Source organism: Burkholderia semiarida (genome assembly GCF_029268935.1).
GTDB lineage: Bacteria > Pseudomonadota > Gammaproteobacteria > Burkholderiales > Burkholderiaceae > Burkholderia > Burkholderia semiarida.
Genome location: NZ_JAHLCL010000008.1, coordinates 1,240,783 through 1,260,753 on the forward strand (window position 1 = coordinate 1,240,783; position 19,971 = coordinate 1,260,753).

General features: G+C 69.0%; 14 protein-coding genes. 6 read left to right on the forward strand and 8 right to left on the reverse strand.

The window, feature by feature from the left end:
- Nucleotides 1-64: 64 nt before the first annotated feature.
- The 3 genes from KPB06_RS28855 to KPB06_RS28865 all read right to left on the reverse strand — a co-directional run bounded on the left by KPB06_RS28855 (nucleotide 65) and on the right by KPB06_RS28865 (nucleotide 3,843).
- A complete protein-coding gene (locus KPB06_RS28855; protein WP_059585060.1) occupies nucleotides 65-1,834 on the reverse strand; it encodes a GGDEF domain-containing protein in 1,770 nt (589 codons plus the stop codon).
- A complete protein-coding gene (locus KPB06_RS28860; RefSeq protein ID WP_059585059.1) occupies nucleotides 1,831-2,961 on the reverse strand; it encodes an ABC transporter substrate-binding protein in 1,131 nt (376 codons plus the stop codon). The genes KPB06_RS28855 and KPB06_RS28860 overlap by 4 nt, the downstream gene beginning before the upstream one ends.
- A gap of 159 nt (nucleotides 2,962-3,120) precedes the next feature.
- On the reverse strand, nucleotides 3,121-3,843 hold the full coding sequence (locus KPB06_RS28865) for a FadR/GntR family transcriptional regulator (RefSeq protein ID WP_059585058.1): 723 nt from the start codon (nucleotides 3,841-3,843) through the stop codon (nucleotides 3,121-3,123).
- 269 nt (nucleotides 3,844-4,112) lie between these two features.
- On the opposite strand from KPB06_RS28865, the gene uxuA reads away from it, so the two are divergent.
- The 4 genes from uxuA (at nucleotide 4,113) to KPB06_RS28885 (ending at nucleotide 8,607) form a co-directional block, all read left to right on the forward strand.
- Entirely contained in the window at nucleotides 4,113-5,174 is a 1,062-nt protein-coding gene (gene uxuA / locus KPB06_RS28870) for a mannonate dehydratase (protein ID WP_179231779.1), read from the forward strand.
- 72 nt (nucleotides 5,175-5,246) lie between these two features.
- Nucleotides 5,247-6,557: an MFS transporter gene (locus tag KPB06_RS28875; protein ID WP_060009368.1), complete on the forward strand. Its 1,311-nt coding sequence runs from the start codon at nucleotides 5,247-5,249 to the stop codon at nucleotides 6,555-6,557.
- Between the two features lie 129 nt (nucleotides 6,558-6,686).
- Nucleotides 6,687-8,120, forward strand: coding sequence for an aminotransferase-like domain-containing protein (locus KPB06_RS28880; protein WP_059585137.1), 1,434 nt, complete (start codon nucleotides 6,687-6,689; stop codon nucleotides 8,118-8,120).
- Nucleotides 8,121-8,217: 97 nt separating this feature from the next.
- Nucleotides 8,218-8,607 carry a hypothetical protein gene (locus KPB06_RS28885; protein ID WP_059585056.1) on the forward strand — a complete coding sequence of 130 codons (390 nt, stop codon included), beginning with the start codon at nucleotides 8,218-8,220 and terminating at the stop codon, nucleotides 8,605-8,607.
- A gap of 67 nt (nucleotides 8,608-8,674) precedes the next feature.
- On the opposite strand, the gene KPB06_RS28890 is transcribed toward KPB06_RS28885, so the two are convergent.
- The 4 genes from KPB06_RS28890 to KPB06_RS28905 form a co-directional block, all read right to left on the reverse strand.
- Nucleotides 8,675-9,955, reverse strand: a complete 1,281-nt coding sequence (locus tag KPB06_RS28890) for a virulence factor family protein (RefSeq protein WP_059585055.1) — start codon at nucleotides 9,953-9,955, stop codon at nucleotides 8,675-8,677.
- A complete protein-coding gene (mprF, locus tag KPB06_RS28895) occupies nucleotides 9,952-12,546 on the reverse strand; it encodes a bifunctional lysylphosphatidylglycerol flippase/synthetase MprF (RefSeq protein WP_059585054.1) in 2,595 nt (864 codons plus the stop codon). Before mprF ends, KPB06_RS28890 begins: the two co-directional genes overlap by 4 nt.
- Nucleotides 12,547-12,972: 426 nt before the next feature.
- Nucleotides 12,973-13,407 carry a hypothetical protein gene (locus KPB06_RS28900; protein WP_226290163.1) on the reverse strand — a complete coding sequence of 145 codons (435 nt, stop codon included), beginning with the start codon at nucleotides 13,405-13,407 and terminating at the stop codon, nucleotides 12,973-12,975.
- Nucleotides 13,408-13,486: 79 nt separating this feature from the next.
- A complete protein-coding gene (locus KPB06_RS28905; RefSeq protein WP_275905811.1) occupies nucleotides 13,487-14,401 on the reverse strand; it encodes a LysR family transcriptional regulator in 915 nt (304 codons plus the stop codon).
- Nucleotides 14,402-14,510: 109 nt separating this feature from the next.
- Between KPB06_RS28905 and KPB06_RS28910 the strand changes: the two genes are divergently transcribed.
- Both KPB06_RS28910 and KPB06_RS28915 read left to right on the forward strand, forming a co-directional pair.
- Entirely contained in the window at nucleotides 14,511-14,948 is a 438-nt protein-coding gene (locus KPB06_RS28910) for a GlcG/HbpS family heme-binding protein (protein ID WP_060310878.1), read from the forward strand.
- 4 nt (nucleotides 14,949-14,952) lie between these two features.
- Nucleotides 14,953-15,729, forward strand: coding sequence for an SDR family oxidoreductase (locus KPB06_RS28915; protein ID WP_275905810.1), 777 nt, complete (start codon nucleotides 14,953-14,955; stop codon nucleotides 15,727-15,729).
- 44 nt (nucleotides 15,730-15,773) lie between these two features.
- On the opposite strand, the gene KPB06_RS28920 is transcribed toward KPB06_RS28915, so the two are convergent.
- Nucleotides 15,774-19,961 (reverse strand): bifunctional nitrate reductase/sulfite reductase flavoprotein subunit alpha, encoded by a 4,188-nt coding sequence (locus KPB06_RS28920; protein ID WP_275905809.1) that lies wholly within the window; start codon nucleotides 19,959-19,961, stop codon nucleotides 15,774-15,776.
- Nucleotides 19,962-19,971 lie beyond the last annotated feature (10 nt).

The window sequence follows — 19,971 nt, forward strand, 5'->3', positions numbered from 1 at the left end:
GCGCGCGCAGCCCGCACGGCGAGGAGCCCGTCCCGCGACGGGCTCTTCGCGTTTCGGCCCGCCGTCAGCGGCCGCCCGACGCGACGCGGCCGGTCTCGTCCGGCGCGCTGCCCCGAATCAGATCCTGGTAGCGCACGCATGCGCGCTGCGCGGACGCCTTGGCCGCGTACATCGCCGCGTCGGCCTTGACGAGCAGTTCCTCGGCCGACGCGCCGTCCGCGGGGAACTCGCTGACACCGATGCTCGCCCCGACGGCCACGCGCCGTTCGTCGAACTCCAGTTCCTCGGCCATCACGATCTGGATGCGCGTCGCGACATCGCCGATCACCGCCGGCGAATGCACGTCCGAGAGCAGCACGATGAATTCGTCGCCGCCCAGCCGGGCCACCATGTCGCCGCTGCGCAGCACGTGGGTCAACCGCTTCGCAACGGTGACCAGCGTGCGATCGCCGGCCGAGTGTCCGAGCTGGTCGTTGATCTGCTTGAACCCGTCCAGGTCGACGAACATGACGGCCAGCCCTTCGCGTACCGCGGCCGCGTGCCGGATCGCGGCGTCCAGATGCTCCATGAACAGCATACGGTTCGGCAGCGCGGTCAGCGGATCGTGGCCGGCGAGATGCGTGAGCTCCTGCTGCTTCGCGCGCAGCATCGCGACCTGCGTGCGGATCTCGACGCGCATGCTTTCGAAACAGCGCGCGAGCACGCCGATCTCGTCGGCACGCTCGACCGGCAGCCGCTCGGCGGCCGGATCGTCGAACACATGCGTCGCCGCGCGCGCAAGCGTCTGCAACGGCCGCGTGATCGCACGCGCGAACAGGATCGCAAGGATCACCGCGAGCATGCTCGATACGAGCACCATCCTGACGATCCGTTCGCCCAGCATGCCGGCCGGCGCGAGCACGTCGCCCAGCGGGCGGGCCATCCCGAGCACGACGAAGCGGTTGCCGTCGTCGTGCCCGAACGGCGTACGCACGAACGCGAACATCTGGCCCGGCGCCTCGTCGGGCTGCGCGAGGCCGTTGAGCGTCACGTTCGTGCGCGCACTGTCGAACAGCGCGCGCGTGGCCGCGAAGCGATCCTGCATCAGCACGCGCCGGCCGCGATCGAAGCCGAACGTCTGTGACGAATCGGGATGCACGAGAAAGTCGCCCCACTCGTTCGCGAGATAGACCCCGTAGTCTCGCGGCAAGTCGCGTTCGAGCCGGTCGAACACGCGCGACAGCTCGACGTCGACGACGAGCGCGCCGACCGTCTGGCCCGACGCGTCGACCACCGGCGTCCCCACGCGCAGGATCGGCAGCCCTTGCGCCGCATGCGCGCCCGTCTCGTGATTGATCGCGATCGGCGACAGGTAGATATGACCGGGCGCCATCGCGAGCGTATCGAATACGTAGGAAAACTGTCCTTTCTCCTGGAATACGCTTTCGGGCAGCACGACGATGCCGCGCGCATCACGATCGAGGCGAATGCGTTCGATCCCGAAATGCCCGCTCGCGATCAGGCGGATCTGCAGGTATTCCGGATGATTCCTCATGAAGCTGTAATACACCTGCTCGAGCCGCATGCGGCTCGCGTTGTCCGGGTGGTCGGTGCCCGCGACGAACGCGGACGACGGCAACTGCGCGAGCACGAGCGCATCGTCGGCCACGTCGGCGAGCGCGGTCGTGAAGCGCTGGCCGAGCAATTGCGTCGACATCAGCAGGCTGTGCTGCGCTTCCTGCACGAGCATCGCGCGGTTGGCGCGATACGCGTAGTAGCCGGTCGTGCCGGACGCGATCACGCCGATGCATGCGAACAGCACCGACAGCTTCGACGTGAGCCCGAGCCGGATCATTTTCCGAACTGCTCCGGCCGGTCGCCCGACACGATGCGGCTCCACAGCGATTCGCGGCGCGCGATGTCCTCCACGGGCTGAATCCAGACGAGATGCTGGCGCCCGGTCTCCACGCCGCGAGGCGGCTCGAGCGTGTTCGCGAGACCCTGGCGCTCGGTGAGCAGCGTGCCGATCGCCGGTTCGAGCATGTAGTTGATCCACGCGAACGCGAGCTGGGGACGTTGCGCGCCGCGCGTGACGGCCCAGCAGTCGAGCCATGCCAGCGCGCCTTCGTCCGGGATCACGTAGCCGACGTCCGCGCCGGCGCGACGCAACTGCTCGACCTGCTGCGTGCCGTAGTTGCCGAACATCAGCGCTGCGCGATGCTGGACAAAGAGCGCGGTCGCCTCCTCGGGCAGCGTGTAGTACGTCAGCAGGTTGCGGCGCAGGTCGATCAGCTTGCGGGCGACGGCAAGCGTCTGCGCAGGCGACAGGCGGAACGGGTCGGGATAGCCGAGCGCCAGCGCCGTAAACGAGAAATTGTGCTGCGCGCTGTTGAAGTCGAGCACCTTGCCGCGGTAACGCGGATTCCACAACTCGCGCATCGAGCGCGGCGCGGCCGGCACCTGCTTGCGGTCGTAGATCAGCCCCATCGACGAATACGTGAACGGAATCGCGTAGGACGCGCCGTCCTGCACGAGGCCGCCGATCGTCGCGAGCTGCTGGAAATTCGGCAACTGCCGCCGCCGGTTCGGGACGCGCGGCAGGTCGATCGGTGCGAGCAGGTGTTCGTGCGCATAGCGCTGGATCTCGGCCGTATTCGCGGCCAGCACGTCGTACGGGGGCGGCGATGCGCTGTGCATGCGCGCCCACAGCGCTTCGTCGGAATCGACCAGCGTCACCTCGACGCGCACATGAAACTGCGCCTCGAATGCGCTGACGATATCGCTGTCGGCATAACCGGGCCACGCCAGCACGCGCAGCACGTTGTCGTTGGCGGTTTCGGGAGAGGCGGCGAAGGTGGGCGGCACGGGCGCCAGCAAGCCCAGCGTCAATATGACGAGCAGCGCGCGCACGGCGCCGCGTGCGCGCCTGGGTGCGCCAATTCCGCTGATCAATGGGACCCCGTGTGAATCGCCCGGCTGCATTCGACTGTCCTTTTTCGAGTCGATGCGATATCCCGCAACGAGACCATAAAACGCACGGTCGCGCAATTGGAACAAGCCGCACACGGCGCGCGTTCGCGGGCCGCGGACGGCAAATGCGACGCGATAACTCAGGCCCGTGTCGGGTCGCGAAGACGAACGTCAGCGCCAGGCCTGCGTGAATTCCGCGATCACGCGCGACAGGTGCGCGCGCATCGCGTCGCGCGCACCGTCCGCGTCGCGCGCCATGATCGTCGCGAAGATGCGCTGGTGATCGTCCTGCGACGCCTCGCGCAGCGCGGTCGAGTGAAAGTGCTCCTCGATCTTGTCCCACAGCGGATCGCTGCGCGCACAATCCCACATCGCCGTGACCATGTGCAGCAGCACCGTGTTGCCGGTCGATTCCGCGATTCGCAGATGGAACTGACGATCGGCCGCGTCATAGGCGGCCTTGTCGTTCATCTGCTCGCGCATCGTCGTCAGCGAGAAAAACAGGCGGTCGAGATCGGCATCCTTGCGTTCGGTCGCCGCGAGCGCCGCGACTTCCGCCTCGATCAGCCCGCGCGCGCGCAGCGTCTCGATCGGCCCCGGGCCGCGCGGTACTTCGAACGTCACAGGCCGCGCGGCATCGGCCGCCGACACATAGATGCCCGAGCCGATCCGCACCTCGACGATTCCCTGCACCTCGAGCGCGATGATCGCCTCGCGCACCTGCGTGCGGCTCACGCCGAACTGGTCGGCCAGGCTGCGCTCCGACGGCAGCCGCGCGCCGGCTTCGAACGCGCCGGCGGCCACCATCGCGTGAATCTGTCGCGCGAGGCCGATATAGGAGCGGTCCGCGGCATCGGTGTCGCGGCTGGCGGGCAGGCTGGAAAGATCGGTCATCGGAAGGCTCGCAACAGGCTGGCCGGCGCCGCTGCGGCGCCGGATCGTCAAAATGGTACACCAATTTGTACGACACCCCCGGTTCGACCGTTGGCCGGCCTTGTCTGGCGCTTCCGGAAACGTCACACGGACCAGCGTTCGCCCGAACAACTGGTAAACCACTATCCCGCACAATTGGCATACCAATCATAATCCGCATACCGACGACGGGCCGGCACGCTGCCGCCCCGGCCGTCCGACGCATGAACCGCCAGCCAGGAGCCGCTCCAGTGAAGATGTCTTTCCGTTGGTACGGCGAGTCCGATCCGGTCTCGCTGCAATACATCCGCCAGATCCCCGGCGTCACGCATATCGTGTCCGCGATCTACGACGAACCGGTGGGCGAGGTCTGGCCCGCGCACAAGATCGAAGCGCTGAAGGCGACGATCGAACGCGCCGGCCTGCAGTTCGACGTCGTCGAGTCGGTGCCCGTGCACGAGGACATCAAGCTCGGCAAGCCGGGCCGCGACCGCCTGATCGACCACTACCGGCAGACGATCCGCCATCTCGGCGCGGCCGGCATCCGCGTCGTCTGCTACAACTTCATGCCCGTGTTCGACTGGACGCGCACCGAGCTGTCGAAGACGCTCGACGACGGTTCGACCTGCCTCGCATTCAGCACCGACGCGGTCGACCGGATCGATCCGAACGACGGCATCGCGCTGCCCGGCTGGGATTCGAGCTACCGGCCCGAACAGTTGCAGGCGCTGCTCGCCGACTACCGCGACGTCGACGAGCACGCGCTGTGGGCCAACCTTGAATACTTCCTGAAGGCGATCATTCCGGTCGCCGAGGAAGCCGGCGTGAAGATGGCGATCCACCCCGACGATCCGCCGCGACCGATCTTCGGGCTACCGCGCATCGTGAAGAACCGCGACGATCTCGCGCGGATCGTGCGCCTCGTCGATTCCCCCGCGAACGGCTTGACGCTGTGCTCGGGCTCGCTCGGCGCGGGCCCCGAGAACGACGTCGAAGCGCTCGTGCGCGAGTTCGGCGCGATGGGCCGCATCCATTTCGCGCACATCCGCAACGTGAAGGTCGATGCGAACGGCGATTTCGAGGAAACCGCGCATCTGTCGAGCTGCGGCTCGCTCGACATCGCCGCGATCGTGAAGGCGTACCACGACACCGGCTTCACCGGCTACGTGCGCCCCGACCATGGCCGCATGATCTGGGGCGAAACGGGCAAGCCCGGCTACGGCCTCTACGACCGAGCGCTCGGCGCGGTCTACCTGAACGGCCTGTGGGAAGCGCTGACGAAGTTCGACCGCGCACCGCAAGCGTCGCGGTAATCCGCCTTTCGAGGCGGCCGGCGCAGCGGATCGCCGGTCGCCCGCCACGACATTCCGCACGGAGACACCTGCATGCCACGCATCCGATGGGCCATGATCCTGATGTGCTTCCTGGCCAACGTCATCAACTTCATCGATCGCGCGAACCTCGCGATCGCCGCACCCAGCATCCGTGCCGATCTCGGCCTCGACGCGGTCGGCATGGGGCTCGTGCTGAGCGCGTTCTTCTGGACCTATGCGTTCCTGCAATTGCCGGCCGGCTGGTTCATCGACAAGGTCGGCGTGCGCGTTAGCCTCGCGCTGGCCGTCGGCTGGTGGTCGGTGTTCACCGTCGCGACGGGCGCCGCGCGCGGCCTCGCGCAACTGGTCGGCGTACGGCTGATGCTCGGCGTCGGCGAAGCGGCCGCGATCCCTTCGTTCGCGAAGGTCGCGTTCAACTGGTTCCCGCGCAGCGAGCGCGGGCTGGCCAGCAGCATCTTCGACAGCGGCTCGCGCGTCGGCTCGGCGTTGTCGCTGCCGCTCGTCGCGTGGCTGATCTCGCTGGTCGGCTGGCGCGGGTCGTTCGTGATCACGGGCGGCATCGGCATCGTATGGGCGCTGGCGTGGTGGTTCGTCTATCGCGATCCGGAACGCTATCGCGCGATCGCGCCGGACGCCGTCGACGCGCTGCTCGCGCAACGCGGCGCGCCGACGGTTGCGGCCGCAACCGACGGCCCGAAGGTGTCGTGGCTCGACCTGTTCCGCTACCGCACCGTGTGGGGAATGATGATCGGCCTGTTCTGCCTGAACTTCGCGATCTACTTCTTCATCACGTGGTTCCCGAGCTACCTGCTGCAGTCGCGCGGCTTCTCGCTCGCGTCGCTCGGCACGTGGGGCATGCTGCCCGCGCTGCTCGCGATTCCCGGCGGCTGGCTCGGCGGCTACGTGTCGGACAGCCTGTTCCGCCGCGGCTGGAGCGCCACCGCCGCGCGCAAGACCTGCCTCGTGTTCGGCATGCTGCTGTCGTCGTCGATCGCGCTGTCCGCGTTCGTCGAAAACGACTGGGCCTGCCTCGGCCTGTTCGCACTCGCGTATGCCAGCCTGTCGTTCGCCGGCGCCAACGTGTGGACGCTCGTCGGCGAAGTCGCGCCGACGCCCGCGCACGTCGCCTCGCTCGGCGGCATCCAGAACTTCGCGGGCAATCTCGCGGGCATCTTCATCACGACCTTCACCGGCGTGATGCTGTCGATCACGAAAGGCTCGTTCGTGGTGCCGCTCGCGGTGGCCGGCGCGCTGTGCGTGGTCGGTGCACTGTCGTACCTGTTCGTGGTCGGCAAGGTCGAGCCGTTGCCGCCGCTGCGGCGCGGCGGCAGCGGGCGCAACGCCGAGCCGAACGCGGCCTGACGCCGCGGGACGGCGCGGCCGGAACAGCCGCGCTTTCCTTTTCGGGCCGCGCATCGGACAATGGGCCGCGCCCGCCGGCGCGGCGCCGCTGCGGCCCGCGTGCGGCGGCGACGCACTCCGCCCACGCCGATGAAACGCTACGAAACCCTCGCCCATACGATCGCCGACGACATCCGCAACGGCAACCTTGCCGTCGGCACGCGCCTGCCGTCGCTGCGGCAGATCATCGCGCAGCATGGCGTGAGCCAGTCGACGGTGTTTCGCGCGTATTACCTGCTCGAACAGTGGGGGTTGATCCGCGCGCGCGAACGCTCCGGCTACTACGTCGCGCCGGGCGCGCAACCGGCCGCGAGCCCGGCGGCGAAGCACCGTACGCGCCGCGTCGGCGCCACGCGCAAGGTCGACATCAGCAACCTCGTGTTCTCCGTGCTCGATGCGGCCACGCAGCCGGGCATCGTGCCGCTCGGGTCCGCGTTCCCGGCGCCGCAACTGTTTCCGCTGCCGCGTCTGGCGAAGTCGCTCGCGCAAGCCGCGCGGCTCGTGAGCCCGTGGAGCACCGTCGTCGACCTGCCGCCCGGCAGCGAAGCGCTGCGCCAGCAGATCGCGCGGCGCTATCTCGCCACCGGCATCTCGCAGCCGATCGACGAAATCGTCGTCACGAACGGTGCACTCGAAGCACTGAACCTGTGCCTGATGGCCGTCACGCGGCCCGGCGACGTCGTCGCCGTCGAAGCGCCCGGCTTCTATGCGGCGCTGCAGGCGATCGAGCGGCTCGACCTGCGCGCGGTCGAGATTCCCGTCGATCCGCGCACGGGCCTCGATCTCGATGCGCTCGCGAACGCGCTCGACCGGCACGACATCCGCGCGTGCTGGTTCATGACCAATTTCCAGAATCCGACCGGCGTCACGCTGTCCGCCGAAAAAAAGCGCGCGCTCGTCGACCTGCTCGCGGCGCGCGAGGTGCCGCTGATCGAGGACGACGTGTACGGCGAGCTGCATTTCGGCCCGGACTACCCGCTGCCCGCGCGCGCGTTCGACCGTCATGGCCTCGTGATGCACTGCAGTTCGTTCTCGAAGACGCTCGCGCCCGGCTACCGGATCGGCTGGGCCGCCGCCGGCCGGTTCGCGGAGAAGGTGCAGCGGCTCAAGCTGATGACGACGCTGTCGGCCAGCATTCCGGCGCAGGCCGGCATCGCGAACTATCTCGAGCACGGCGGCTACGACCGGCACCTGCGCAAGCTGCGCGGCGCGCTGCACGCGCAGCTCGACCGGATGGACGACGCGCTGCGGCGCTGGCTGCCGGCCGGCGTCGAATGGGTACGGCCCGACGGCGGGTATTTTCTGTGGCTCGCGTTTCCCGACGCGATCGACGCGATGGAACTGCATCGCCAGGCGATCGCCCGCGGCATCAGCTTCGCGCCGGGGCCGCTCTTTTCGGCCGCGCACGGCTTCGAGCGCTGCGTGCGCGTGAACTTCGGCCACCCGTGGAGCCGCGACATCGAACGCGCGATCCGCGTGCTCGGCGAACTGGTCGCGCAGCCGCCCGTCCGCAAGGCAGGCTGATCGCACACGATGCGCGCGGCGCGGGGCGCGTCACGGCCATGCAGCCAGGCCGCACGCGGGTTACATTGCAGGTCCTGCCGCCCTTTCCCGATTGCCCATGAGCCCACTGCCTTACGTCGATCACGACGCGCTGCTGAAACTGACGGCCGAAGCCGCGCATGTCACGCAGCCGTGCGCATGCACGAGGACCTCGCTCGCCGGCTGGACGACCCTGCCGCTGTCGCTGCCGGACACGCAACTGACCGAAGTGGCCACGCTCGTCGCGCCGGGCGAAGCCGAGCCGACCTATGCGGAATATCATCCGGCCGGCACGCGCTACGCATCGGACGACGCACCGATCGCGCCGCGCCATTTCCCGTACAACCGCTGCACCGTCAGCCGCTGCCGCACGTGCGGCCGCCTGTTCCTGCGCTACCAGGAAGGCGGCGGCTACTTCATCGACCAGCGCATCCGCGCACTCGATCCGGCGCTCGTCGTCGACGCTTGACCTCGGAACGCGATGAACCGCAAGCAAACCGGCGGGCACCCGACGTCACGCGGGCGCCCGCCGGCGTTCAGCGCGCCGCCGTCGCCTTGCCGAACCCGCCGAGGATCTTCTTTTCGAGCGCGATGTAATCGCGGCCGAAGTGGTGATCGCCCTGCGTCTTGATCACGTCGGCGCCCGTGTTCGCGAGCGCCGGGCACATCGTGTCCGTCTCTTCCGCGCCATAGAAGCACTGCACGAGCGCCGGCGGCACCTTCGCGATCTCCGGCGCGACCTTCAGCGCGTTGTCGCTGGCGGGCATGCCGAGCCAGCCCGTCACGCGGATCTGGAAATCGGCGGACGGCGCGAAGCCGAGCAGCGACATCACCACGACCTTGTCGCGCAGGTCGGCCGGCAGCCGGTTGTACGCGAACGGCATCACGTCGGCGCCGAACGAGTAGCCGACCAGCGCCACGCGGCTCGCATGCCAGCGCGCCATGTAGGTGCGCATCACGCGGGCCAGATCGCGGCTCACCTGCGCGGGCGGCTTCTCGCTCCAGAAATAGCGCAGGCTGTCGATGCCGACCACCGACACGCCGTCGCGCCGCAACGCCTCGGCGATCGTCTTGTCGAGATCGCGCCAGCCGCCGTCGCCCGAGATCACGATCGCGAGCCGGTCGCTGCCGCCCTTGGCCGGCAGCTCGACGAGCGGCAGGTCCGATACGTCGAGCTCGTCGCTGCTGGTGGTGTCGTGCAGGTGCGACGTGACGAGCGACACGAGCTTCCCAGTGTCGCCCGCCGCCGCCGTTTCGACGAAGCCCGGCATCGCGCGGCGCACGATCGTCGGATCGGGCGGACACGGCTTGAAGCGCGGATCGAGCTTCGCGGCCGGACCGACCGCGACGACACCGGCGATCGTGTTCTCCGGCGCCATCGACAGGATCTGCTTCGCGATCGCGCCGCCCTGGCCCACGCCCGCGACGATCGGCGTGAAATAGCGCGACGACTGCGCGAGACGTTCGAGCTGATGGCTGACCGCCTCGGCGTCGCCGTCGAGGTGGTGGCAGGCCTCCTGCTTCGCGGCGAGATTCGCCGCGTAACGCGCGGAATCGACGCCGACCGTCATCGCACCGGCTTTCGCGAGCGCGTCGGCCGCCTGCTGATCGGCGGCATGCCAGCCGGCCTCACGCGAGAACAGTACGACGAAACCACGCAGCGGCCCGCTTGGCTTCGTCACGGTCACGGGCCCATAGCGGCCGCCGGACACGGTTTCGGCTTTCACTGCGGCCGGCTGCGCCGCGCACGCGGCGCCGGCCAGCATCATTCCCGCGCAGGCGGCTGCCGCCCGCGCGATTCCCTTCGTCAACATCATGAACGCCGACCTCCAGCCAGCAATGAGAGATCCGCGAGCGTGACGAACACGCCGACCGAGCCCGAGGCCGCGAGATAACGCGGCTCCCAGTGCGGTTCGAACTTGCTCTTGAAAGCGCGCAAGCCGCGGAAGTTGTAGAAGCGGCCGCCGAAGCGCCAGACCATCAGGCCGAGCCGGTGGAACGGCGACGGCATCTTCGCCGCGCCCATCCCCGAGAACGGCGCGATACCCAGGCTCAGCTTGCGGAACCCCGCTTCCTTCAGATGCAGCGCGAGCTGCGTAAACAGATACTCCATCGCGTACGGCGAAGCGTCCGGCAGATGGCGCATCACGCCGACCGTCGCCTCGGTGTTGAGGTCGGTCGTCATGAACGTGACGAACGCGATCGGCTTGTCGGCCTGCCGCACCAGCATCACCGATTGCGTCGCGAGATAGCCGTCGTGGAACGCGGCCACCGAGAAGCTCTTCTCGCGCGCATCGCGGCTGTCGAGCCAGCCGTCGGAGATGTCGCGCAGCGCGGGCAGCGCGGCCGGCACGTCGTCCGGCGCGATCACCTCGACCGTCAGCGCATCCTTGTCGCCGCGGCGCAGCGCGTAGCGCAGGTGCGAGCGGTTCGATCCCTTCAGGTCGAACCGGTCGAGCGCGATATGCGCTTCCTCGCCCAGCTTCATCAGCGTGAGCCCCGCGTCGAGATACAGCGGCAGCGCGTTCGCGCGCACCTGGTAGAACGCCGCGCGACCGCTGTGCGCATGCGCGAGCGCGATGAACTTGCTGATCAGCGCCGGCCACTCTTCGCGCGGCCCGACCGGGTCGTGGAGCGCGGCCCACGTGCGGCCGTTCTTCGCGTACATCAGGAACGCGCGCCGCGACTCCGAGAACAGGAACGACTTGTCGCCCATCAGCGCGAGGCCCGCGTCGCTGCATTCCTGCGCGCGGATGATCTGCTCCGCGTCGACCAGGTCCTGCGCCGCGGGCTTCACGAAACGCCCGGGCGCCGGGCGCAGCAGTTGCCACAGCGCGAACAAGGCAACGAACACGCCGGCGGCGAGCGTCGCGCGCAGCGCCCGCGGCGCGCGCGCATCGAACGAGAAATGTGACCACAGCTCGCGCGTGTACGGCACGTCGCGGAACGCGAAGAACAGCACCCACACGGCCAGCATCAGCACCAGCGCCACCGACACGAACCAGCTCACGGTGAAGCGCTCGGCGAGCAACGACGAATGACGGTTGAACCGGCGGCGGCTGACGAGCAGCAGCACGAGCAGCGTCCCGAGCACGCCGGCCTCGACGAACGCGAGGCCCTTGGCCAGCGACAGCGCGAGGCTCGCGAGCGTCAATGCGAAGGTCATCCACCACGCGCCGTCGAGCCGGCGCAGCAGCCCGCGCGCGACGAACAGCAGCGCGACGCCGAGCACGCTGCAGATCACCTGCGAGCCTTCGAGCACCCACAGCGGCACGATGTGGCGCAGGATCGCGATCCGGTGCCAGAACGCGGGCGTCGCGCTCGAGATCACCAGCATCCCGCCGACCGCGAACGTCACGAGGCTCAGGAACACCGGCGCGAGCTGCGACACGCGCGCGGCCTGCCGCGTGACGAGCCGGCGTCGCAGCGCACGGCCTTCGAAGCCGGCCAGCAGGCCGGCCGACAGCACGAGCGGCACGCCGAAATAGATCGCGCGATACGCGATCAGCGCGGCAACCATTTCGTGCGCGGGCACTTCGCGGCCGAGCGTGAAGACCATCGCCGCTTCGAACACGCCGATCCCGCCCGGCGTATGGCCGATCATCCCGAGCAGCAACGCGGCGGCATAGACGGTAATGAAGGTCGGGAAGCCGACGGGCGCCGCCGGCAGCAACACCCACAGCGTCAGGCCCGCGGCGACGACGTCGAGCACCGCGTAGACGACTTGCGCGACGAGATCGCGCCGCGCCGGCACGTCGAACGACAACCATTTGAAGCGCGTGACGACCGGGCGCGCGGCGTTGCCGCACAGCACGACCAGCGCGGCGAGCACGACGAGCAACGCGGCCCCCGTCCACGTGAGCACGCCGGGCGCGACGTGCAGCATCGCGGCGAGCGCCTCCGGCACGCAGACCATGCCGACCGCCGTCATCAGCACCATCGCGAGCGCCAGCGTGCCGCTCGTGAACACCGTCATCCGGCCGATCTGGGCAGGCGTGACGCCCGACACGCCGTACACGCGGGCGCGCACCGCGCCGCCCGTCAGCGCGCCGAAGCCGGTCGCGTTGCCGAGCGCGGAGCCGGCGATCGCGCCGATCCATAGCGCGACGCGCGGCACCCTGGCCGCGACGTAGCGCAGGCCGACCGCATCGCGGGCGACGAGCGCGAGATAGCTGAGCGCCGTCGCGGCGAGCGACGCGCTCCACTCGCCGACGGACATGTGACGCAACTGGCGCATCACCGACCGGTAGTCGACGGATTCCGACAGGTGCTGGAAAACCACGATCAGCAGCAGGCCGATACCGAGCGCGAGCAGCGGCGACAGCACGCGCTCGTTGCGGATCAGCGCCCGGGCACGGGCGATCACCGCCGCGGCAGGGCCGGGCGAACCAGGGTGGCGGGAAGACATAACGTGTTCAGTGGTGGTGCATAGCGTGTCGCGGCGCGGGTGGGCCGGGCGGCGACGAAAATCTCGTTGTTCTGCGTGGGCGGCCGGCCAGGACGAGGGCGGGCGGCGCCGAAACCAGAATTTACGAGTATACGGAACTTATATTACAAAATCTTTCATGTTCGCTTTGTGCGAATTTGTGATGTCTTGCGCATCAAAACCGCATAGAAATACGGCGCTCCACGAACGCAGGTGCGCATCATACCGGGAACCGGGGCGGTTTTTTCATCGGATGAACGCGTTGTGATCCATTTCGGAGAAATCTGCCGCGCCAAGCGCGGACAGTGAGGACGAAAACGCGACGGCGCCGCGCGTTTCGGAATGGGAACGAGTCGATCCGGTGCGCCCGCGCGGCGCACCGTCGGTGCGGAACTACGCTCCCGTACGCTATTTCGCCCGCTCATGCTCGCCCAACCCGATCGCCTTGTAATCGTAGGTCGGGTAGAACTCCGTCCGGTACGCGCCCCAGGCCGTGTCCTCGAGCACGCGATTGACCTCGCGCAGCCGCGACGCCGGCAGCCGCAGCACGACGATCTGCCCGATGCCCATCGTGACCGTCCAGCTCACCACCTCGACGCCCGGCGGCGGGAATGCCTTGTAGAACCCCTGCTTCGCGAGTTGCGCATTCAACTCGGCAAGCGGGCGGGATTGGTCGTGTTTCAGGAACACCGTCAGCAGCACCGCATTGTCGGGCGTCGCGACCGCCGAGCCTGCCGGCACCGTCGACGTCTGGCCAATGGCCGGTGCGCTGGAAATCGTGGCGGCCGCCAACGCTGCGGCAATCACGAGCGTTCGAATCGGAAAATGCGGAAATATGGTCATCGCGCGACTCCATGGCTTCGTGGCTGGAGCCGCCATCATGCGCCGCCGGATCCATTGCTGCAGCGAACGGGCGCTGCGCTTACACCGCGCCCGCGCCTTCACGCTCGCGCAGCACGTCGATGAACGCGCGCAGCTTGGCCGGCACGTGCTTGCGGTTCACGTAATACAGCCACATCGGCGGCAGCGTCCGGCACGCACCGGGCAGCACCTCGACCAGCGTGCCGTCGCGCAGGTCCTGCTCGATCCGCTCGCGCACGAACGCGAACGCGATGCCGACTCCGGCGCGCGCCGCGTCGATCACCGCATCGTCGTCGTTCGTCACGAACACGCCGTCCGGATCGAGATCGACGTCGTGCCGCCCGTCGCGCAGCAGCCATTTGTGCAGGCGTCCGCTTTCCGAAAACCGGAAACGGATGCACGCATGCCGCGCGAGCGCGGCGATCGACTCGGGCGTGCCGTGCCGGGCAAGATAGGCCGGCGACGCGACCAGCGCACACGTCAGCGCAGGCGCGATCCGCACGCCGATCATGCCCGGCTGTAGCCGGTCGGCCAGGCGGATTCCCGCATCGAAGCCGTCCTTCGCGATGTCGACGAGTTCGTTCTCGTAGCGAATTTCGAGCCGGACTTTCGGATAGCGCTCGCGGAACGTCGCGAGCACCGGCGCGATCACGAGCAAGCGCGCGAGCGGCAGCGCGGTCACGCGCAGCAGCCCGTTCGGCTCGCTGCGCGCATCCTTCAGTTCGTCGCGTGCCTGCATGACCTGCCGGTACGCGGGTTCGGTCTGCCGCCAGTAGCGCTGGCCGGCTTCCGTGAGACTCACGCCGCGCGTGCTGCGGTTGAACAGCTTCACGTTCAACTCGCCCTCGAGCTGCCCGATCGCGAGGCTGACGGCGGCCGGCGTCAGACCCAGCGCGGCGGCGGCGCGCGTGAAGTTGCCGGCCGTCGCGACGGTCATGAACACGTGCAGCCCGGCCATCGGATCGCGTCTGCTCATCGCCTGCCCCATCATTAAAAAAACTTGAAACTGCTTCCAGCGGAATGCGGATTCTCCCATATACCGCAACTGCCTACACTGGCCCTGTCGTCTTATCGGAGCCCCTCGCATGAACCCGCTCACCGCCGCACTGCCGCTCGCCGTCGCCCGCCGCACGATCGACGCGGCGCTCGCGCATGCCGCATCGCTACAGATGGCTGGCGTCGCGATCGCCATCGTCGATGCCGGCGCGAACCTGCTCGCGTTCGTGCGCACCGACGGCTGTTTTCTCGGCGCGATCGATCTCGCGCAGCGCAAGGCGCTGACGGCGGTGCGCTTTCGCGCGTCGACCGGCGCGCTCGGCGCGATGTCGGGCGACGGCCCGCTGCGCGGCATCGAGCACAGCCACGGCGGGCTCGTCACGTTCGGCGGCGGCGAACCGCTCGTCGACGGCGACGGGCGCTGCGTCGGCGCGATCGGCGTCTCGGGCGGCAGCGTCGACGAAGACACCGCGATCGCGCGGCACTGCCGCGACCTTTTTCAGGCAACCCTTCACACCACAAGGTAAGCAGATGGCACAGAAACGCATCCTCATCACCGGCGCAGGTTCGGGCTTCGGCCGCGAAGTCGCGCTGCGGCTCGCCGCGCGCGGCCACGACGTGACGGCCGGCGTACGCACGGCCGTCGAGCTCGACGCACTGGCGGACGATGCCGCGCAGCGCGGCACCGCGTTGCGCGCGGTGAAGCTGGACGTCACGTCGGCCTACGATCGCGCCCGCGCCGCCGAATTCGACATCGACGTGCTCGTGAACAACGCGGGGGTGGGCGAAGCCGGCGCGCTAGTCGACCTGCCGGTCGAGATCGTTCGCGAGTTGTTCGACGTCAACGTGTTCGGGCCGCTCGAACTCACGCAGCAGATCGCACGCGGGATGCTCGCGCGCAAACACGGCAAGATCGTGTTCGTGTCGTCGATCGCCGGGCTGATCACGGGGCCGTTCACCGGCGCGTATTGCGCGTCGAAGCACGCTGTCGAATCCGTGGCCGAGGCGATGCATGCGGAACTCGCGCCGCACGGAATCCAGGTCGCGGTCGTGAACCCCGGCCCGTACCGCACCGGCTTCAACGACCGGATGATGGAAACGATACGTCGCTGGCACGATCCGGCCGCGCATACCGTGACGCCCGCGCGGCTGACGTTCCCGCTCGAACAGCACGACCCGGAGGAAATGATCGCGAAGATGGTCGACGTGATCGACGGCGACGGCGGCGCGTTCCGCAACCTGCTGCCGGCGGCGTCGGAAGCGTTCGTGCGCGCCGAGCAGGCGCGTGCGTGGGAGCGGCGGCAGTAAGCCGCCGGAGAAGCGGCGGCCCTCCCGCCCGCCGCTCGCGCGATTCAGTACACGTCGCGCATGTAGCGCCGCGCCTTCGAAAGCCGCGCGACGTAATCGTTCGCGGCTTCGTCCGACATGCCGCCATGCTCGGCGACGATCGCCTTCAGCGCCGTATCGACGTCCTTGGCCATGCGCGCGGCGTCGCCGCACACGTAGAAGTGCGCGCCTTCCTCCAGCCATGCGAACAGCTCGGCGCCCTGCTCGCGCATCCGGTCCTGCACGTAGACCTTGTCGGCCTGGTCGCGCGAGAACGCGAGATCGAGCCGCGTCAGGAAGCCGCTTTCATGCATCTCGCTGAGCTCGTCGCCGTAATAGAAGTCGGTCCGCGCGTGCTGCTCGCCGAAGAACAGCCAGTTGCGCCCGCGTGCGCCGCGCGCCCGCCGCTCGTGCAGGAAGCCGCGGAACGGCGCGACGCCGGTGCCCGGGCCGACCATCACGATCGGCACGTCGCCGTTCACCGGAGGCCGGAAGTGCGCGGACTTCTGCACGAACACGGGCACGCGGCCGTCGTCCGCGCGATCGGCGAGGAACGTCGACGCGACGCCTTTGCGCGCGCGGCGGCCGTTGTGATAGCGCACGGCCGACACGGTCAGGTGAATCTCGCCCGCGTGCGCGCTCGGGCTCGACGCGATCGAATAGAGGCGCGGCTGCATGCGCTTGAGCATGCCGGCCAGCTCCGCGCCCGACAGTTCGATCGGGTATTCGTGCAGCACGTCCGCAAGCTGTTGCCCCCACAACCATTGCTTCAGGTCGCTCTTGCGATCGTCACCGAGCAGCGACTTCAGCGCGCCGTTCGCGGTGCGCGACGCGATGAAGGCCAGCGTGTCCGGATGCGGGCGCGTGATGTCGAAGTGGCGCGCGAGTGCATCGCCGAGCCGGATGTCGCCGACGCCCGGCACCGACACCGGCGCATCGGCCTTCAGCGCGGTGACGGACAGCAGTTCGTCGACCAGTTCGGGGCAGTTGGTCGGCCATACGCCGAGCGCGTCGCCGGTTTCGTATTCCAGATTCGCGCCCTGGGTCGACAGCGATACGTAGCGCGTGTCCTTCGCGGCGCCCGGACGGTTCAGCCGCAGGTTCGCGACGAGCTTCGACGGCGCCGGATGCGCCTTCGTCGGCACCAGCCCCGACGGACTCATCCCGCCGGACGGCACCGCGTGCAGCGCGGCATCGGCCTCCTTGATGCGCGCGACGACGCGTTCGAGCCACTGATCGGCATCGTGCTGGAATTCGACGTCGCAATCGACCCGCGCGCACAGGCGCGCCGCGCCGAGTTCCGCGAGGCGCGCGTCGAGCCGGCGGCCGTGGCCGCAGAACTGGTCGTAGTTGCGGTCGCCGAACGCGAGCACCGCGAAATGCACGCCGTCGAGGCGAGCGGCGCCGCCGGCCTGCAACGCGTCCCAGAATTCGCTGCCGTTGTCGGGCGCATCGCCGTCGCCGAACGTGCTCGTCATCAGCAGCACGTATTGCGCACCGGCGAGCGACGCGACCGGATAGTCGGACATGCACGCCGTGCGGATCTCGAAGCCGGCGTTCATCAGCTTCGTCGCGTAATCCTCGGTCAGCGATTCGATGTTGCCGGTCTGCGACGCCCACAACAACGTGACCTTCGGGCGCGGGCGCACGATGCGCACGCCGCCGGCCGCGGCGGCGTCGGCCGGCAGCGCGGGCGCCGCCGCGCTCTGCGCGCCGGCAGGCAGCGCGCGGCTGAACAGGCCGGCGAGCATCCCGTCGAGCCAGAACCGCACGGGCGGCGTCAACGGCGCGCCGGCCGGCAGCACGGGCACGCCGCCGTCGCGCCGGCCGACGCTCGCCTTCAGCCCGCCGACGAGGCCGGCCACGTACAGCCGCTCGGCGTCGGTCAGCGGCGGCGGCGCGAGATCGGCGACGCCGAGCGCGGCCGCGAAAGTGTCGATGTCTGCCATGTCGAATTCCTGTGAAGCCGCGATCGGCGAGATCGCAGGCGCGGGCGGTGCATCGTCCGCGCCTGCGTCGACGCGCGCCGTGTCGTCGTCGGCCGACGCGAACGCGTCCGTGTCGACGCGCGTGAGCGCGACCGCGCAGTATTTCAGTTCGGGTTGCTGCGATTCCGGGTCGATCGCGTCGTTCGTCACCGCGTTGATGCACAGGTCGTCGCCGTACACGTCGTTCCAGTGCATCGGCGCGAAGCAGTTGCCGCGCCGCACGCGCTCGGTCACGACGGCCGGCAACACCGCGCGGCCGCGCGCCGAACGGATCTCGACGCTGTCCTTCGCGGCGATGCCGAGCGCGCGCGCATCGTCCGGGTGCAGTTCGACGAATGGACGCGGGTTGAGCTTGTTCAGCATCGCGACCTTGCCCGTCTTCGTCATCGTGTGCCACTGATGCTGCAATCGCCCGGTGTTCAGCACGATCGGGAACGTGCCGTCGGGCAGTTCGGCCGGATCGACGTGCGGTCGCGCGAAAAAGCGCGCCTTGCCCGACGGCGTCGGGAACGCGAGGCGCGGCGCGGCGCGGCCGTCGGCCGCCGCGCGCGGCGTCTGGCTCACGCCGTCGTTCAGGTAACGGATCGGGTGCCGCTCGCGCGCGGTGCCCGGCGCGACCGGCCATTGCACGGGCCCGTCGCGCAGCGCCGCATGGCTCGCGCCGCGCAGGTCGTAGCCGGTCGCCGGATTCGAGAAACGCACGATCTCGTCGAACACGTCCGCCGCAGACGCATAGTCGAACGCGTCGCCAAAGCCCATCGCGCGCGCGACTTCCGCGACGATGCGCCAGTCCGGCAGCGCATCGCCGGGCGGCGCGACCGCCGCGCGCATCAGCGTCATGTTGCGCTCGGAGTTGATCATCACGCCGTCACCCTCGGCCCATAGCGCGCCGGGCAGCAGGATGTCCGCGTAGCGGTTGGTCTCGGTATCGAGGAACGCGTCCTGCGCGATCACGAGCTCCGCGGCTTGCAGCCCGGCGATTACGTTGCGCCGGTTCGGCACGGTCGCGACCGGGTTCGTGCAGACGATCCAGCACGCCTTGATGTCGCCGGCCGCCATCCGCTCGAACAGGTCGACCGTACCGTTGCCCGTGTCCTTGCGCAGCGTGCCGGCCGGCACGCGCCACAGGTTCTCGACGAAGCGGCGGTCGTCGTCGGACGCCACCGAGCGCTGGCCCGGCAGCCCCGGGCCCATGTAGCCCATCTCGCGCCCGCCCATCGCGTTCGGCTGGCCGGTCAGCGAGAACGGCCCGCTGCCCGGGCGGCAGATCTTGCCGGTCGCGAGATGCAGGTTGCAGATCGCGTTGGTGTTCCACACGCCGTGCGTGCTCTGGTTGAGCCCCATCGTCCAGCAGCTCATCCATTCCTGCGCGTCGCCGATCCATTGCGCGGCCGTGCGGATGTCGGCCTCGGCAAGCCCCGTGATGGCGGCGACGCGCTCGGGCGTGTAGTCGGCGAGGAACGCGGGCATCGCGTCCCAGCCTTCGGTGTATGCGTCGATGAACGCGGCATCGGTGCGCCCGTTCGCATGCAGCAGGTGCAAGAGCCCGTTGATCAGCGCGAGATCGGTGCCGGGCCGGATCTGCAGGAACAGGTCGGCCTTGTCGGCCGTGCCGGTGCGGCGCGGATCGACGACGACGAGCTTCGCGCCGGCCTTCACGCGATCCATCATCCGCAGGAACAGGATCGGGTGACAGTCGGCCATGTTCGCGCCGATCACGAAGAACAGGTTCGCGCGATCGAAATCGTCGTACGACCCGGGCGGGCCGTCCGCGCCGAGCGACTGCTTGTAGCCGGTGCTCGCGCTCGCCATGCACAGGCGCGAGTTCGACTCGATGTTGTTGGTGCCGACGAAGCCCTTCGCGAGCTTGTTGACGAGATACTGCGCCTCGATCGACATCTGCCCCGACACGTAGAACGACAGCGCATCGGGCCCGTGCGCGTCGAGCACCGCGCGCAGCCGCCGCGCGGTCTCGGCGATCGCGTCGCGCGCCGGCAGCGGCACGAGGTCGTCCTCGCGCGCGCGGCGCACGAACGCACGGTCGAGCCGGCCCGAACGGCGCAGCGCGACGTGCGCCGACGAACCCTTCGTGCACAGCCGCCCGAAGTTGGTCGGATGGTCGGCGTCGCCGGATACCTTGACGACTTCGCCGTCCTCGACGTGCAGCACCATCCCGCAGCCGACGCCGCAGTACGGGCACACGCTCTTGACGGGGGTGGCGGTCATGCGTGCTCCG

Coding starts and splice junctions, on each gene's coding strand:
- KPB06_RS28855 (WP_059585060.1), bottom strand. CDS start 1,834: ATGATCCGGCTCGGGCTCACGTCGAAGCTGTCGGTGCTGTTCGCATGC.
- KPB06_RS28860 (WP_059585059.1), bottom strand. CDS start 2,961: ATGCAGCCGGGCGATTCACACGGGGTCCCATTGATCAGCGGAATTGGC.
- KPB06_RS28865 (WP_059585058.1), bottom strand. CDS start 3,843: ATGACCGATCTTTCCAGCCTGCCCGCCAGCCGCGACACCGATGCCGCG.
- KPB06_RS28875 (WP_060009368.1), top strand. CDS start 5,247: ATGCCACGCATCCGATGGGCCATGATCCTGATGTGCTTCCTGGCCAAC.
- KPB06_RS28880 (WP_059585137.1), top strand. CDS start 6,687: ATGAAACGCTACGAAACCCTCGCCCATACGATCGCCGACGACATCCGC.
- KPB06_RS28885 (WP_059585056.1), top strand. CDS start 8,218: ATGAGCCCACTGCCTTACGTCGATCACGACGCGCTGCTGAAACTGACG.
- KPB06_RS28890 (WP_059585055.1), bottom strand. CDS start 9,955: ATGATGTTGACGAAGGGAATCGCGCGGGCGGCAGCCGCCTGCGCGGGA.
- mprF (WP_059585054.1), bottom strand. CDS start 12,546: ATGTCTTCCCGCCACCCTGGTTCGCCCGGCCCTGCCGCGGCGGTGATC.
- KPB06_RS28900 (WP_226290163.1), bottom strand. CDS start 13,407: ATGACCATATTTCCGCATTTTCCGATTCGAACGCTCGTGATTGCCGCA.
- KPB06_RS28905 (WP_275905811.1), bottom strand. CDS start 14,401: ATGAGCAGACGCGATCCGATGGCCGGGCTGCACGTGTTCATGACCGTC.
- KPB06_RS28910 (WP_060310878.1), top strand. CDS start 14,511: ATGAACCCGCTCACCGCCGCACTGCCGCTCGCCGTCGCCCGCCGCACG.
- KPB06_RS28915 (WP_275905810.1), top strand. CDS start 14,953: ATGGCACAGAAACGCATCCTCATCACCGGCGCAGGTTCGGGCTTCGGC.
- KPB06_RS28920 (WP_275905809.1), bottom strand. CDS start 19,961: ATGACCGCCACCCCCGTCAAGAGCGTGTGCCCGTACTGCGGCGTCGGC.